The sequence below is a fragment of the Streptomyces sp. BBFR102 genome, from assembly GCF_051397025.1.
In the GTDB taxonomy this organism is placed as follows: domain Bacteria; phylum Actinomycetota; class Actinomycetes; order Streptomycetales; family Streptomycetaceae; genus Streptomyces.
Genome location: NZ_CP195757.1, coordinates 344,439 through 359,089, shown reverse-complemented (window position 1 = coordinate 359,089; position 14,651 = coordinate 344,439). Strand labels below are relative to the sequence as shown.

The 14,651-nt window shown below is 73.5% G+C and carries 13 protein-coding genes; 3 read left to right on the top strand and 10 right to left on the bottom strand.

Features of this window, described 5'->3' with window-relative positions; genetic code table 11:
• Nucleotides 1–246: 246 nt before the first annotated feature.
• The 4 genes from ACSLIC_RS01645 to ACSLIC_RS01630 all read right to left on the bottom strand — a co-directional run bounded on the left by ACSLIC_RS01645 (nucleotide 247) and on the right by ACSLIC_RS01630 (nucleotide 5,697).
• The gene (locus tag ACSLIC_RS01645; RefSeq protein WP_436735887.1) at nucleotides 247–2,289 is read right to left on the bottom strand and encodes an SPFH domain-containing protein; all 2,043 of its coding nucleotides are present in this window, start codon (nucleotides 2,287–2,289) and stop codon (nucleotides 247–249) included.
• Nucleotides 2,286–3,719, bottom strand: a complete 1,434-nt coding sequence (locus ACSLIC_RS01640) for a toll/interleukin-1 receptor domain-containing protein (protein WP_436740242.1) — start codon at nucleotides 3,717–3,719, stop codon at nucleotides 2,286–2,288. Before ACSLIC_RS01640 ends, ACSLIC_RS01645 begins: the two co-directional genes overlap by 4 nt.
• Complete coding sequence (locus tag ACSLIC_RS01635; RefSeq protein ID WP_436735886.1) at nucleotides 3,719–4,270, bottom strand: toll/interleukin-1 receptor domain-containing protein; 552 nt, start codon at nucleotides 4,268–4,270, stop codon at nucleotides 3,719–3,721. Before ACSLIC_RS01635 ends, ACSLIC_RS01640 begins: the two co-directional genes overlap by 1 nt.
• A gap of 596 nt (nucleotides 4,271–4,866) precedes the next feature.
• A complete protein-coding gene (locus ACSLIC_RS01630; protein ID WP_436735885.1) occupies nucleotides 4,867–5,697 on the bottom strand; it encodes an alpha/beta fold hydrolase in 831 nt (276 codons plus the stop codon).
• Nucleotides 5,698–6,040: 343 nt separating this feature from the next.
• Here ACSLIC_RS01630 and ACSLIC_RS01625 point away from each other — a divergent pair, with 343 nt between their 5' ends.
• Nucleotides 6,041–6,799 (top strand): GntR family transcriptional regulator, encoded by a 759-nt coding sequence (locus ACSLIC_RS01625; RefSeq protein WP_436735884.1) that lies wholly within the window; start codon nucleotides 6,041–6,043, stop codon nucleotides 6,797–6,799.
• A gap of 75 nt (nucleotides 6,800–6,874) precedes the next feature.
• Here the strand turns inward: ACSLIC_RS01625 and ACSLIC_RS01620 are convergent, their stop codons facing one another.
• Entirely contained in the window at nucleotides 6,875–8,023 is a 1,149-nt protein-coding gene (locus ACSLIC_RS01620) for an ROK family protein (RefSeq protein ID WP_436735883.1), read from the bottom strand.
• 207 nt (nucleotides 8,024–8,230) lie between these two features.
• Between ACSLIC_RS01620 and ACSLIC_RS01615 the strand changes: the two genes are divergently transcribed.
• The gene (locus ACSLIC_RS01615) at nucleotides 8,231–8,680 is read left to right on the top strand and encodes a hypothetical protein (protein WP_436735882.1); all 450 of its coding nucleotides are present in this window, start codon (nucleotides 8,231–8,233) and stop codon (nucleotides 8,678–8,680) included.
• A gap of 121 nt (nucleotides 8,681–8,801) precedes the next feature.
• Complete coding sequence (locus ACSLIC_RS01610; RefSeq protein WP_436735881.1) at nucleotides 8,802–9,032, top strand: hypothetical protein; 231 nt, start codon at nucleotides 8,802–8,804, stop codon at nucleotides 9,030–9,032.
• A 14-nt stretch (nucleotides 9,033–9,046) separates the two neighbouring features.
• Here ACSLIC_RS01610 and mug read toward each other — a convergent pair whose 3' ends face one another.
• From mug to ACSLIC_RS01585, 5 genes are all read right to left on the bottom strand, one after another.
• Nucleotides 9,047–9,649, bottom strand: coding sequence for a G/U mismatch-specific DNA glycosylase (gene mug / locus ACSLIC_RS01605; protein ID WP_436735880.1), 603 nt, complete (start codon nucleotides 9,647–9,649; stop codon nucleotides 9,047–9,049).
• Nucleotides 9,646–11,088 (bottom strand): adenylosuccinate lyase, encoded by a 1,443-nt coding sequence (gene purB / locus ACSLIC_RS01600; RefSeq protein WP_436735879.1) that lies wholly within the window; start codon nucleotides 11,086–11,088, stop codon nucleotides 9,646–9,648. Before purB ends, mug begins: the two co-directional genes overlap by 4 nt.
• 105 nt (nucleotides 11,089–11,193) lie before the next feature.
• Nucleotides 11,194–12,048: an SGNH/GDSL hydrolase family protein gene (locus ACSLIC_RS01595; protein WP_436735878.1), complete on the bottom strand. Its 855-nt coding sequence runs from the start codon at nucleotides 12,046–12,048 to the stop codon at nucleotides 11,194–11,196.
• Between the two features lie 120 nt (nucleotides 12,049–12,168).
• Entirely contained in the window at nucleotides 12,169–13,185 is a 1,017-nt protein-coding gene (locus ACSLIC_RS01590) for a hemolysin family protein (protein ID WP_436735877.1), read from the bottom strand.
• The gene (locus ACSLIC_RS01585; RefSeq protein WP_436735876.1) at nucleotides 13,182–14,516 is read right to left on the bottom strand and encodes a hemolysin family protein; all 1,335 of its coding nucleotides are present in this window, start codon (nucleotides 14,514–14,516) and stop codon (nucleotides 13,182–13,184) included. Before ACSLIC_RS01585 ends, ACSLIC_RS01590 begins: the two co-directional genes overlap by 4 nt.
• Nucleotides 14,517–14,651: the final 135 nt, after the last annotated feature.

Here is a 14,651-nt window from a genome sequence, read left to right as displayed (position 1 = left end):
GACCACCGAGGCGACCACTTGCCCAGAGACGAGACAAAGCCCTACCAGCCCCTTGCGGCGGCTGGTGGACGAGCAGGGCGGGCTGGATGTCCTCGACGGCCGGGACGCGACGCGCGCCCGGTCCGCCGCCGACTGCCTTCGCGGCCTGGCCCCTGCGGGGAGTGACACGGCACCGCCGAGGACGTCCACCCAGCCCCATCACGTTCCGCGCCATGCCGGGTAGCGGCAGCTGTACGAGAACACGGCCTACCCCGTCTCCTCCGGGGCGCCCCGGACGCCGCCCTGGGCCGGGAGGTCCGCCTGGGTGTCCCCCTTGTCCAGTGAGGGCCGGGCGTCGTCCGCGAGCGCGGCCTGCCCGTGCAGGCCGCGCATCTTGTCCAGCAGTTCCTCCAGCCGCGCGATCGGCTGCGTCTCCAGGTAGGCGGAGAGGTCGCCACCACCGATGAACTGGGGCACGGGTGCCTTGGTGATCTCCGTGAGCATCTCCAGCACCATGACGTTGTTGAGCCCCAGCGCGTCGATGCGGGCCTTGAGCTCCAGCTCCACGCGCCGGCTCTCGCGCTGCACCCGGATCGCGTCGATGGCGTCCTCGCGCTCCGCGTTGGCCAGCTCCACGTCGAGCAGTTCACGCCGCATCTGCTCATGGGCCGGCCTCTTGAGGATTTCGTTGAGCATCGGGTCCTCGGCCCTGAACTCGCCCAGGGTGGTGTTCCGGGACTCCACGCCCCACGCCTGTAGCGCGTTGCGCACCTGGGAGGCCAGGTCCGTCCGGGTCTCGGCGTACGCCTCCAGGAACTCCTTGACGGTGGCCGCGGCGGCGATCTCGTTGAAGTAGGAGGCGACGATGGCGCCCAACACCCGTTCGACGAAGCGCTGGACGGGGAGCGGGTCCCGGTCGAGGCCGCCGAGGGCCGTCAGCTGGCTGCCGCCGTTCTTGCTGACCAGCACGGGCGCGGACTCCGGCGGGATCTGGAGCGTCTGGCTGACCTCGACGAACAGCCGGTGGCCTTGGACGGTGACCGCGATGCGCGCCAGATGGGCGTCGTAGTTCCGGGACTTGGCGGGGGTCTTGTCGTTCCACTCCAGGAAGAGAAGACGCGTCGGAATCAGCACCACACGGACGAAGTACGGGTTGAGGGCGCAGACCGTGCCCTCGCGGAGGGTCTCCTCCTGCACCCCGCGGGTCCCGCCGTTCCGGAGGAACACCCACGGCAGCCGGAAGCCCTCGTGCCCGGGAACGCGGGGCCCGAGTTGGTCGGACGACTCTGGCTCGGCGCCGTCGAGCGTGATCACGACGCCGGTGTAGCCGATGGGGATGGAGATCTCCCGCAGGTGCTCGGCGGTCAGCTCCCCGCCGCTCTCCCCGACGGTGTCCATGGTGACGACGTCGAACAGCGCCGGGTTGATGTTGTAGTAGGCGCCTCCCTGCAGGATGGCCAGCTGCCTGCCCTGCTCACCGCCACCGCTGAGGAACCGGCCGCCGTCCTGGAAGTCGTCGCACTCCACGTGCGGTCCGAAGTGGCGGCCGGGCGGCCGGATCGCGCCTGCCTTCGCGTTCACCAGGCCGAGCGTGCCCGGGGGGACGTGGACCCGGGCCACCTGTTCGACCTCGAAGAGTTCCGGGTTGATGTCGTAGGTCTGGCCGTTGGCCAGCGTGTCGACCTGCTTGCCCTGCTCGCCTCCGTTGAGCAGGAAGGCCTGGCCGTCCTGGAAGTGGTCGCACGACACGGGCAGCCCCACGGAGCGGTTGGCCGGGCGGGCCTTCCCCGCCTTGGCCGTGACGATGCCGATCCTGTCCTCGGCCACCCGCGTCCGCGGTACGAGTTCGACCTCGTAGACGAGCGGCATGAGCCAGCTGGGGCGGTCGGGCAGCAGCGTGCGCGCCAGGACGCCCCGGGTGTCGTACGGGGTGACGTGCCGGAACTCCGGATCGCTCGACCCCTGCACCCGGCGCACGACGCCGACGTGCCCGGCGGGGACGGAGCGGTAGCCGCGCCACGCGACGAAGGCGGCGAACAGTAGCGCGACGGCGAGAAGCCCCAGGGCGATGACGGTGAAAGGCAATTCCTTCAACTCCTCGTAGGTCAGGGGGAGAAGAGCCATGATGAGTCCGGCCTCCGCGAACCCGTTGTTCTTCCAGCTCTCGTCCTGCTCTTTGCGCAGGCGGTGCAGGTGGATCGAGCGGCGCACCAGTACGGCGATGCCGAATATGCCCACGGGGGCGAACCGCCCTGGCGTGTCGAGGCTCGCGGCCACACAGAACGCGATCAGGAAGACAATCAGATTCACCTGTGGTTCCTCTCGTCCCATGGGTGCAGGTGGACGGCCAGGACCGTGGCGGTCCACTGGTCGTACCAGTCGAGGAAGAGTTCGTTCTGGGGATTGCGCAGCGTGGGGAAGAAGCCGGTGCGCGGACCGGGTCCCGCCAGGTCGGTGAAGTCGCGGTAGCGGAGCGGTACGGCGGCCTCCGCCGCGCTCCGCCAGCCGCAGGCCAGGGAGAGCGCGAGGAAGTCCGCGTGGCGCGCGCGGCGCACCCGGGCGAGGGCGGCCTGGGCGCGCAGGCCCTGCCTCCCGTGTGAGTGGTCCGCCCACACGGCGTCGATCCCGGCGAGCACAGAGGAGGGGACGGCACGCAGGTGCCGTGCCCCAGCCCACCCCTCGTCGAGCCGGTCCGCCGCCTCCAGGACGGCGGCCGTGGTCTGGAGGTCGGCGTGGGCCAGTTCCCCGGCTCCCAGGTAGGCGTCGAGGCGTTCGAGGGAGGAGGCCGGCGGCACCCGTACCGCCCCCACCGTGGGGTGGGCCGAAGGGCTCGGGAAAGCCGGGGAGGGGGTGCCCGGCAGGCCGGGGTCCCGCGCGGCGTCCAGCTCCCGCAGCAGGTCGAGTTCGGCGGGGCGCAGCAGCCGCCCGTCGCGCGCGTCGACGTACCAGGTGTGCGCGAGGTGGTAGTTGCGCCGCCCTTCCAGCAGGACGGGGAAGAAGGGGCGCTGGTGGAGGATTCCTTCGAGGATCATGCTGGTGATGTCGTCGGAGTCCTGCGAGTGGGGTGACATCAGTACGACGACGGCCGCGGCGAAGGAGAGTTCCCTCCGGATCGTCCAGAACTGGGAATCGCCGGGCCGGAGGTCGGCGGCCGACCAGACGGTCAGCCCGGCGGTACGCAACTGCTCGGCGAGGGCGGCGCCGTAGGCGGCGTCGGCCGGGGCGTAGCAGAGCACGAAGGCGGGCCGGTCCGGGGCGGTGAGCGGACGGGGCGGTGACGGCAGCGCCGCCGCCAGGTTCTCCTCGGGCGGCGTACCGGAGCCCCCCGGCAGGGCCGCGACCGGCTCGCCCCGGATGACGGTGGAGAGCTCCTCGACCTTGGCCTCGTACTCCCACCCGTCGACGTTCGTGAAGTCGCGCCAGACGCGGTTGGCGGCGAAGGGCGGAAGGGCGGCGTCGCCGATCAGTACGGGGATGAACCGCAGGTCCCGCGTGGCTCCGGCCGTGGCCAGGGCCGCGTACTCCTCAAGCGCCCGCGGTGACACCGCCGAAGCGGGACTGAGGACCACGACGGCGCACGCCGCGTCGCCGATCGCCGCGTCGGTACGGTGCACGACCACGTCTCCGGGGAGCACGTCCCATTCGTCGAAGAAGACCCTGAGACCGCGCCGGGAGAGACCGCCGGCGAGTCTTCTCACCCACGCGGCGTCCTCGTGGGCGTAGGAGAGGAAGACGTCGATCAGGGCGCATCGCTCCGGGGCCGCACGGCTCGCACCAGCAGGGCGAGGCTCCGGTCGAACTGGGCGCTGCCCGGGTCCCGCAGATCCACCGGCCTGCGGATGCGGGCGAAGGGCGGCAGCTCCACGTCCTCGACCAGCGCGGGGACGAACAGCCGGCCGCCGGTGTGGGCGCGGCCGAGCAGGGCGGCGTACTCGTCGCGGATGGCGGGGTCGTTCATGGTCGCGGCGCTGAAGAGTAGGACGCCGTTGACCGAGGAGCTCAGAGCCGCTTCCTTCTCCAGGCTCTCCACGAGGCCGGGGCCGATCCACTCGGCCAGAAACGTGCGCAGCCCCTCGGCACGCAGCCGGTCGGCCAGTCTTCTCGCGGATTCGCTGTCCGACTCGGCGTAGGAGACGAACACGTCATAGCTCCCGCCCCCGTCGACCGGGGGCGGGGCGAGGGCGGGAGCCCGTCTGCGGACTCTTCGGCCGCGCACCTCGATGCCGGTCGAGACGACCGCGGCGATCGTACCGACCACGCCCACCACCAACCCCCATGCCTCAAGACCCATACCGGAACAGTAGTGGCGGATCCATGGATTTCGCAGCCCTTCGGTCGGCCAATCGAACTCATGGAGTGGAATGCGTGGGCAGTTCTTCCACGGGTATCGAAAGGGGCTCCTCTTTCCGGCTCGAACCTGGCGTCTGCCCGGTCGGCCGCATCCGGGCCCGCCCCGTGACCCGACCGGTCCCCGTGGCTCGCCGGCCCCCTCCGGCGGCGGAGGGTGGAACCGCCCCGGGCCATCGGGGGGTGTCGCCGTGGAGGGCCGGAGCATGGGCAGGGGAGCGAGGGCGCGGGCGGGATTCGCCGTGTTGGTGACGGGGTGCCAGGAGGCCGGGGAGGAGAAGGAGCCCAGGCGGTCGGAGAGCGCGGGGGCGGGGCGTCCGGGACCGAGGCGCCGGCGACGCCGCCGAGGCCGATCCGTCGGTGCGGAAGGCCCGAAGGTTGCGGATCTGGTCGGCTCGCACGGATGTCCGCCGGTCCGCGTCTTCGGCGAGCTGAGCGCCGGAGCCCTGGCGCCGCTCCTCGCCCTGCCGGTCAACTGGTTCGAGCGTGAGGTGGGCGGCGGGGGCCGGGTGGCGCCTGGCCCGGCCCCCGCCGACGGCGTCAGCGGGTGGCATCCAGGATGACGCGGGAGACCAGCGCCGGGTCGTCGTTCATCGGGACGTGCCCGCAGCCGGGCAGGCGGATCAGCCGGGCCTCGGGGATGACGCGCTTGGCCCGCACGCCCTGGCGGCGTGGCAGCAGTCGGTCGCGGCTTCCCCAGGCCACGGTCACGGGGACGTCCGGCACGTCGTGGGTGAACAGGGCGTCGCGCCCGGTCGCCAGGGTCGGCTCGAAACCGGTGCACTCGCGCAGCGCCAGCGTCTCGGCGACCACCGCCGCCGCCGGACGGCGCGTCGGACGGGCGTAGATGGCGCTGAGGAGGGCGGCGCGCCCGACGGCGGTGCGGGCCGCCCGCTCGACCACCGGCAGCGGCATGGCCAGGGCCGCCTGCCGCATCGCGCGCAGCGTGCCGAAGGCGAACCGGCGCTCGCCCTCGGTCCAGAATCCGGCCGGGGAGAGGGCCGTGACCGTCCGCGCGAGCCCCTGGCGGCCCAGTTCCAGGGCGAGCAGCCCGCCCAGGGAGTTGCCCACCACGTGCGGACGGTCCAGCCCCAGGGTCTCGCAGAGCTTGCCGAGGGCCCGGGCGACGGTCGGCAGGTCGTACGGGACGCCGTCCGGCAGCCCGGGGGAGGCGCCGAACCCCGGCAGGTCCACGGCGATCACCTCGCGTTCGGCGGCGAGGATGCCGGTGACCGGCTCCCACGCCCGGAGGTGGTGCCCTATGCCGTGCAGCAGCACCACCGGCTCGCCGGAGCCGAGACGTTCGTGAACGGCGCTCACCTCGCGAGAACCGGCGGGGGTGTCGATACGGAAGGAGACGGTGGCGGTCATGCAGCTCCTCGACGTGAACGCGCGGGACCCGCGCAGGACTTGGCGTGTGCTGCCGGACAGCTTGTCAGTAAGCCCTACCGGCCGGTAGCCCCCGGTGCCCCCGAGCGCCCTCCCGGCCGGCCGTCACGGGAGCGGCGCGGTGCGGCGTTCGCCCCCCTGTGCGGCACGTACGAACGATGCGTGAACGCTGTGCGGCACCGCGCCGGGGCGCCCCGGGTTCGCCGCAGGATTGGTCTTGACCAAGTCCCAGGCGCGCCCTATCGTCGCTGGGGTTAGTGAAGGAACCTTTAATAAACAAGGGCACGGAAAACACCGCCGGACAAGGCGATTGCGGAGGATCAGGGTGGGGACCACGCAGCTGGAATCGGTGCCGGAGCCGAAGTACTGGCAGCTCAGGACCGTCCTCAGTGAGGCACTGGACTCCGAGTTCGCCGTCGGCCAGGTGCTGCCGAACGAGCGCGACCTCGCCGCCCGCTTCGGCGTCGCGCGCGCCACGCTCCGCCAGGCGCTGGAGCAACTGGAGCTCGAAGGGCGCCTCCAGCGCCGCAGGGGCGTCGGCACCACCGTCGCGCCGCCGCGCGTCGGCGTGGCCGTCGGCTCGGCCCGGCTCGGCTGGCCGGGCGCGCCCGGTGACGCCTGGCAGGCCGAGGAGTGCGACCGGGCCCCGGCGCCCGCCGCCGTCGCAGAGATGCTCGGCGTCGCCAGGGACGAGCCGGTCCACATCGTCCGCCGGACCCGGGTGACCGAGGGCCAGCCCGTCGCCGCCGAACTGGTCCACATCCCGGCCTCCTCGGTGCCGGAACTCACCGCCATTGACGCTCCGGCCGGCCCCGCCCGGGCCCGCGCCGTCCTGCGCGAACTGCGCAGGACGGAGTTCGGGGGCCAGGACCGCTCCGTCGAACTGGGCTCCGCCCGGGCCGACGACGCGCGCGCCCTCGACCGGCTGCCCGGTGCCCCGGTCCTCGTCGTCACCACCCGCTACTTCGGTGGCGGCGCCACCGCGGCCGTCTCGCTGGCCACCTACCGGGCCGACACCTGCCGCCTGACCTTCGGCGCGGACGGTGTGGAGATCCACCACTCTCCGGACCGTCAGGCGTCCTGACCCGCCGTTCGCCTTCCCACCGACGGCCGCCCGGACTCGTCCCGGCGGCCGTGCGCGGCTTCGCGGGTGTTCCGGTCAGCGCCGGGCGGTCACCGTGGTCTCCACCGCGAACAACTGCTGCTCGACGTGGTCCAGGGCGAGGCGCAGCGCCCCGGTGGCCACCGCGGCCTCCCCGAGGAGGGAGAGCGCGACCCGGGGCGTCCGCAGGCAGTACCGCGCCAACTCCTCGCGCAGCGGCTCCAGTACGCCGTCCAGTCCGGCCGCCCAGCCCCCGATCACCACCACCTCCGGATCGAGCGCCAGCACCAGGGCGGCCACGTCGTGCACCAGCCGCCGCACGAACCGGTCCAGGGCCGCCCGGGCCTGGGCGTCGCCGTCGCGAGCGTCGGCGAAGACCGCGGTCACCGCCTGCTCGTCCAGCGGATGCAGCGGCTCGCCGTTGGTCGACAGCAGGGTCTCCGGGGTCTCCCCGCGGCCCAGCAGGTGCAGGGCGCCGATCTCCCCGGCCGCCCCGCCGGACCCCCGGTGCAGCCGGCCGCCGATCAGTGAGCCCGCGCCCGGGCTCAGCCCCGCCATCACGTAGACGACGTCGTCAGAGCCGGCCGCGGCGCCCCTCCAGTGCTCCGCCACCGCGGCCGTGTTGGCGTCGTTCTCGACCAGCACCGGGCAGCGGAACGACCGGCGCAGCCGCTCACCCAGCTCAAGACCGGTCCACTCGGGCAGCGCCGTGCCCAGCCGGACCGTCCCGTCGGCCTCCACGATGCCGGGGCTGCCCACCCCGACCGCCCTGACCGCCTGCCGCGACACCCCCGTCCGGCGCAGCAGGTCCGCGACGGTGGCGCGCAGCCGCTCCAGCCGCTCGTCGGCCGGGGCCGAGGCGAGGACGGCCTTCTGGGCGGTGCCGAGAATCCGGCCGTCGAGATCGGAGAGGACGGCCGACACGCGGTGCGAACCGATCCCCAGCCCCAGCAGGTACCCGGCCTCCGCGCGGAACCGGAACCTCCGCGCGGGCCTGCCCTGCCGTCGCGCGGCCCCCTCCTCGGCCGCCACCTCCACGACCAGCCCCGCCTCGATCTGCCCCTCGACGACCCCTTCGACGGTCGGCCGGGACAGGCCGGTGACCCGGGTGATCTCGGTCAGCGTGGCGCGCTCCGTACCGCGCAGCGCGTGCAGCACCACGGCGGAGTTGATGCGCCGCAGCAGTGAGGGGTCTCCGCCGGTCATGCGTCCCAACGTTGGTCCTCCCTCGCGTGCGCGTGTTGGCCGGATCGTACTGTGCCGGGCTCGGCGCTGCGAGGCCCGGTGCGCGCCGTCCTGGTGGAAGCGGAGCCTGACACCATGCCACCTTCCCGTCCCCGGCTCGCCCGCCGGGCCGCGCCGCCGCGGGAGCCGGTGGGCCGGCTGTCGGCGGCGACCGGTTTACTGGACCGTATGAGTACCGCTCGGCACCTGGCGACCCTGGAGCAGTTGTGCGCGCGGCCCTTCCCGGACGAGGGCTCCGTCCGCAGCGCCCCCGAGGGGAGTACGGGGCCCGGCTTCCACCTGGCCCTGCTGGCGAGCGCGGGTGCTCCCACCGGGGAACGGGCCGCCGTGGCCGAGGAGTTCGCCGCGCTGCGGGAAGCGCTCGCCGTGGTGCTGGAGGCGCGCTGGGGGCCCGCCGAGCACATCAGCCTCTGGAGCGCCTTCGTCCGGGCCGAGGAGGCGCGGATCGCCGGCGCCGGGGAGGCGGTGCGGGAGCCCTGGCGGACGCTGAGCGCCTCCGTGCCGGACGCCCTCATCTGGCGTCGCGCCGACCGCTGGATAGCCCTCGGCACCGCCGAGCGGGAGACCGAGCAGCCGGTGCGCCTGGTGGCACTCGCCACCGCCGTCGACCCGCCCTGACGGCGGCCGTAGCACGCGCGCCGACCTTGCGGTACGACGCGACGGTGCGACACGACCGTAGGGGGAGACCACGAGCGGCACCGCCACCCGGCCCGACCTCACCCACGGCGGCCTGGCCGCCGTGACCGGCCCCGTCAGCCCGCTCGGCGTCGCCCTCGGCGTGGCCCGGGTGGTCCCCCTCGCGATGGTCCTCGGCCTGACCGGCGGCGCCATCGCGGTGGTGGACGGCGTCCTCGGCCTGACCCGCTGGGAGCGGGGCACCCGGGGGCGCTGCCTGGCCGGCCTGACGACCGGTGCCGTCGCCTTCCTGGTGCCCACGGTCGCGCTCTTGGTCCTGACGACCTCGTCGTGAGCGGGCCGGCGGGGTCAGCGGGGCGCCGCCTCGTCCACGGCCTCCCGCAGCCGTCCGTACTCCGCGGCCATCGCCTCCACCGACCAGTGGGCATTGAGCCCGCTCGGATTCGGCAGCACCCAGACCCGGGCGCCCCCGACGGTCCGCTCCTGCGGGCCCACCACGGCCCGGCGCTCGGCGAACGCCGCCCGGTACGCCGTGATTCCGACGACCGCCAGCCAACGCGGCTCCAGCCGGGCCACCTTGGCGGTCAGCAGGGTGCCGCCCTCGCGGAACTCCTCGGGGGTCAGCTCGTCGGCCCGGGCGCTGGGGCGCGCGACCACGTTGGTGATGCCGAGGCCCAGCTCCGGCAGGAGGTGCTGCTCGGCCGGGGCGAAGCGGCGCGGGGTGAAGCCCGAGCGGTGCAGGACCGGCCAGAAGCGGTTGCCCGGGCGGGCGAAGTGGTGGCCCGTCTCGGCGGTCAGCAGGCCCGGGTTGATGCCGCAGAACAGCACCCGCAGCCCCGGGCCCACCACGTCAGGGACGCGGACGCGGGCCAGTTCCGCGGGGGTGGGGCGGGCGCCCGCCGGTCCGCCTGGTGCGCGGGCACCGGCCGGACCGGCGGGCGCGCGGGTCACAGGATCGCGCCGGGCGTGTAGCCGGCCGCCTCCGGGTGGCGCCGGGTGACCTTCTCGACGGCGGTCAGCACCGCGTTCACCTGGTCGGCCGCCGCGCCCGTGAAGGAGAGCTTGTCGGCCATCAGGGCGGCCAGCTGCTCGCGGCCGAGCGGTAGCCGGGGGTCGTCGGCGAGCTTGTCCAGCAGCTCGTTGCGCGCGGCGCCCTGCTCGCGCATGGCCAGCGCCGAGGCCACCGCGTTCTCCTTGATCGCCTCGTGTGCGATCTCCCGGCCGACGCCCGCGCGGACGGCGCCCATGAGGACCTTGGTGGTGGCGAGGAAGGGCAGGTAGCGGTCGAGCTCGCGGGCGACCACGGCCGGGAAGGCGCCGAACTCGTCCAGCACCGTCAGGAAGGTCTCCAGAAGGCCGTCCAGCGCGAAGAAGGCGTCGGGCAGGGCGACCCGGCGGACCACGGAGCAGGAGACGTCGCCCTCGTTCCACTGGTCGCCGGCCAGCTCGCCGGTCATCGAGGCGTAGCCGCGCAGGATGACCATGAGGCCGTTGACGCGCTCGCAGGAGCGGGTGTTCATCTTGTGCGGCATCGCCGAGGAGCCGACCTGGCCCGGCTTGAAGCCTTCGGTGACCAGCTCGTGGCCGGCCATCAGCCGGATGGTCTTCGCCAGCGACGAGGGAGCGGCGGCGAGCTGCACCAGCGCGGTGACGACCTCGTAGTCCAGCGAGCGCGGGTAGACCTGGCCCACCGAGGTGAACGCCTGGCCGAAGCCGAGGTGGCCGGCGATCCGGCTCTCCAGCTCGGCGAGCTTGGCCGCGTCCCCGCCGAGCAGGTCCAGCATGTCCTGGGCGGTGCCGACCGGGCCCTTGACACCGCGCAGCGGGTATCGCGCCAGCAGCTCCTCGACCCGGCCGTACGCCACCAGCAGCTCGTCGGCGGCGGTGGCGAAGCGCTTGCCGAGGGTGGTCGCCTGGGCGGCGACGTTGTGCGAACGGCCCGCCATGACCAGCTCGCCGTACTCGCCGGCCAGCTTGCCGAGCCGCGCCAGGACGGCGACCGTGCGGTCCCGGACCAGTTCGAGGGAGAGGCGGACCTGGAGCTGCTCGACGTTCTCGGTGAGGTCGCGCGAGGTCATGCCCTTGTGGACCTGCTCGTGCCCGGCGAGGGCGTTGAACTCCTCGATGCGGGCCTTCACGTCGTGCCGGGTGATCTTCTCGCGCTCGGCGATCGAGGCGAGGTCGACCTGGTCGAGGACCCGCTCGTAGTCCTCGATCGCGCCCTCGGGCACCTCCACACCCAGGTCCCGCTGGGCGCGGAGCACCGCGAGCCAGAGCTGCCGCTCCAGCTTCACCTTCTGCTCGGGGGACCAGAGGGAGGCCAGTTCGGCGGAGGCGTAGCGGCCGGCCAGGACGTTCGGGATGCGGGGCTTTGCAGTCACGCCCGTCATCCTACTGGCGCAAAGTGTGAGGCTCGTGCCCGGCCGTTCTCGTAGGAACGCCCAACGGACGGGCGCGAGAGGCGGCGCCGCGCCCGTCCGGAGGGGGCCTTGCGCTCAGTCGTGCCGGGCGTCGGCCGGGTCCAGGCGGCGCCAGTGCTGCACCGGACCGGGCATCCCGCTGTCGGCGGGGGTGGCCCAGAAGGCGGTGGCCGTGGCCGGGTCCATGTGGGCGCCGTGGCGGCCGTCGCCGGAGGAGCGGCCGGTGAGGCGACGGCCGATCCAGGGGGCCAGGTGGCGGCGGGTGAACATCACGTCCGCGCCCCGGCGGCGCAGCCACCCCGGGGGAGCGGCCGGGGGCAACGCCGCCGCCCAGTCACTGGCGGGCTCCAGGTCCAGGCCCTGCCAGACCGCCTCGGCGACCCGGCGGTGGCCCTCCTCGGTCAGGTGCAGCCGGTCCACGTCCCACAGCCGGGGGTCGCTCAGCGACGGGGCGCTGTACAGGTCGACCAGCCGCGCCCCGTGCTTATCGGCCAGGTCGTCCAGGTGGGCGAAGAGCGCCTCCATGCGGGGGCGGAAGCGTTCCAGGACGGGGCCGTTGCGGGCCGGGCTGCGCATCAGCACCAGGGTGCCGCAGTTGGGGGCGAGTCGTTCGACGGCCTCGGTCAGCAGTCCGCAGACCCGGCCCGTGTCGCAGGAGGGGCGCAGGGTGTCGTTGAGTCCGCCGACCAAGGTCACCACATCGGCGTTCAGCGCGGCGGCGGCCTCCACCTGGTCCTCGACGATCTGGCCGATGAGCTTCCCGCGCACGGCGAGATTGGCGTAGCGGAATCCGGGGGTCCGCTCGGCGAGGCGGGCGGCGAGGAAGTCCGCCCAGCCCCGGTAGGAGCCGTCCGGCAGCCGGTCGGACATGCCCTCGGTGAAGGAGTCGCCGATCGCGACCAGGCTGGTGTAAGTGGCATTCGTCTGCATGGCGCCAGCGATCGTACTGCGCGGCCCCCGGTGGCGCGCCACCGGCATACCCCACGGTATGCGCCGGACGCCGAGAAGCCGGTGCCGGGGCCATGGAGAGCCCCGGCACCGGCGTGCCGGTCAGGCCGGTGCCCGGCCGAACAGCTCCTGGAGGACGTCCTCCATGGTGACCAGTCCGGCCAGCCGCCCGTCCGCGCCGAGGATCGCGGCCAGGTGGGTGCGGCTGCCGCGCATCGCGGTCAGCACGTCGTCCATCGGGGTGGCCTCGCGCACTCGGGGGATGGGACGCATGTCCGGCACCCGGAACGGCAGGTCGCGCGGCGTGACGTCCAGCGCGTCCTTGACATGCAGGTAGCCGACGATGCGGCGGCCGTCGTCCACCACCGGGAACCGCGAGAAGCCCGACTCGGCCGCCAGCCGCTCCAGCCCCTCGGGGGTGACCCCGATGTGCGCGTAGACGATCCGCTCCAGCGGCAGCACCACGTCCTTCACCGGGCGGCGGCCCAGCTCCAATGCGTCGTGCAGCCGCTCGGTGGCCCGGTCGTCGAGCAGCCCGGCGTCCCCCGAGTCCTTCACCATGCGGGCCAGGTCGTCGTCGGAGAAGCTCGCCGACACCTCGTCCTTGGTCTCCACCCGCAGCAGGCTCAGCAGCAGGTTGGCGAAGGCGTTGATGGCGAAGATCACCGGACGCAGCGTCCGGGCGAGAGCCACCAGCGGCGGACCGAGCAGCAGCGCGCTGCGCACCGGCTCCGCCAGCGAGACGTTCTTCGGGATCATCTCGCCGAGCAGCATGTGGAGGTAGGTCGCGGCCGCCAGCGCGATGGCGAACGACAGGGTGTGGCCGAGCGCGACCGGCACGCCGACCGCGTCGAACAGCGGCTCCAGCAGATGGGCGATGGCCGGCTCCGCCACCACGCCCAGCACCAGGGTGCACAGGGTGATGCCGAGCTGGGCCGCGGCCAGCAGCTGCGAGACGTGCTCCAGCCCCCACAGCACGGCGCGGGCCCGCTTGTTCCCCGCCTCGGCGTGCGGTTCGATCTGGCTGCGGCGGACCGAGATCAGGGCGAACTCGGCGCCCACGAAGAAGGCGTTCACGACGAGCGTCGCGAGGCCGATCAGCAACTGTACGGCGATCATCGCGCGTCCTCCTCGGCGGACCCGGCGTCGGCGGGCACGTGCAGCAGCACCCGCGCGGCGCGGCGCCCGGAGGCGTCCACCACGTCCAGGTTCCAGCCCTTGACGGTGAGGTGGTCGCCGACGGCCGGGATGCGCCCCAGCTCGGTGGCGACCAGCCCGGCCAGCGTCTCGTACGGGCCCTCCGGGACCTTCAGGCCGATCCGCGCCAGGTGGTCGGTACGGGCGGCGCCGTCGGCCGAGTAGAGCGCGCGACCCTCCTCGTCCTCGCCGGCCGGGGCGAGGCCCGGGGTCTCGTGCGGGTCGTGCTCGTCACGGACCTCGCCGACGACCTCCTCGACGATGTCCTCCAGGGTGGCGACGCCGGCGGTCCCGCCGTACTCGTCGATGACCACGGCCATCGTGCGACGGCCCGAGAGCCGGTCCAGCAGCCGGTCGACGGTGAGCGACTCGGGGACGAGCAGCGGCTCGCGCATCAGCTCCGTCACCGGCCGTCGGGCGCGCTGCTCGGCGGGGACGGTGAGGACGTCCTTGATGTGCGCCACGCCCACCACCGTGTCCAGGCTGCCCCGGTAGACGGGGAAGCGGGAGAGACCGGTGGCGCGGGTGGCGTTGGCCACGTCCTCGCAGGTGGCCTGGGCGTCCAGGGCCATCACCTGGACGCGCGGGGTCATGACGTTCTCCGCGGTCAGGTCGGCGAGGTTCAGGGTCCGCACGAACAGCTCGGCGGTGTCCGCCTCCAGCGACCCGGCCTTGGCCGAGTGGCGGGCCAGCGCCACCAGCTCCTGCGGGCCGCGCGCCGAGGCCAGCTCCTCGGCCGGCTCGATGCCCATCCGGCGGACCGCCCGGTTGGCCATGTTGTTCAGGTGGGTGATGAACGGCCGGAAGAGCGTGCTGAAGATCCGCTGCGGCGTGGCGACCTTCTTGGCCACGGCCAGCGGCTCGGAGATCGCCCAGTTCTTCGGGACCAGCTCGCCCACGACCATCAGGACCACGGTCGACAGGGCGGTGCCGATGACCAGGGCGATCGAGGAGGCGGCCCCGGAGGAGACGCCCATGTCGCGGAGCGGCCCCGCGAGCAGCGCCGCGATGGACGGCTCCGAGAGCATGCCGACGACCAGGTTGGTCACGGTGATGCCGAGCTGGGCGCCGGAGAGCTGGAAGGTGAGGTGGCGTACGGCCTTGAGCGCACCGGCCGCGCCGCGCTCCCCGCGGTCCACGGCTTCTTCGAGGGTGCTGCGCTCGACGGTCGTCAGGGAGAACTCGGCGGCGACGAAGGCGCCGCAGGCGAGGGCCAGCGCGATGGCGAGCAACAGGAGGAGCACTTCGGTCATCGGGTCACCACCGTCCCATGATCAGGCAGACAGGCGGCAGGCGCGCGACGGGGAATGCGGAGGTACGGGGTACTGGGAGGCTCGCCCATGGGCGGACGCTCACACACCTTTCTTGAGGATGAACCCATGATGCCC

What these genes read in the sequence shown, in the direction of transcription:
- purB (WP_436735879.1), bottom strand. Translation starts at nt 11,088, where the DNA reads ATGACGGGCGTGACTGCAAAGCCCCGCATCCCGAACGTCCTGGCCGGC.
- ACSLIC_RS01615 (WP_436735882.1), top strand. Translation starts at nt 8,231, where the DNA reads ATGAGTACCGCTCGGCACCTGGCGACCCTGGAGCAGTTGTGCGCGCGG.
- ACSLIC_RS01635 (WP_436735886.1), bottom strand. Translation starts at nt 4,270, where the DNA reads ATGGGTCTTGAGGCATGGGGGTTGGTGGTGGGCGTGGTCGGTACGATC.
- ACSLIC_RS01620 (WP_436735883.1), bottom strand. Translation starts at nt 8,023, where the DNA reads ATGACCGGCGGAGACCCCTCACTGCTGCGGCGCATCAACTCCGCCGTG.
- ACSLIC_RS01630 (WP_436735885.1), bottom strand. Translation starts at nt 5,697, where the DNA reads ATGACCGCCACCGTCTCCTTCCGTATCGACACCCCCGCCGGTTCTCGC.
- ACSLIC_RS01595 (WP_436735878.1), bottom strand. Translation starts at nt 12,048, where the DNA reads ATGCAGACGAATGCCACTTACACCAGCCTGGTCGCGATCGGCGACTCC.
- ACSLIC_RS01590 (WP_436735877.1), bottom strand. Translation starts at nt 13,185, where the DNA reads ATGATCGCCGTACAGTTGCTGATCGGCCTCGCGACGCTCGTCGTGAAC.
- ACSLIC_RS01585 (WP_436735876.1), bottom strand. Translation starts at nt 14,516, where the DNA reads ATGACCGAAGTGCTCCTCCTGTTGCTCGCCATCGCGCTGGCCCTCGCC.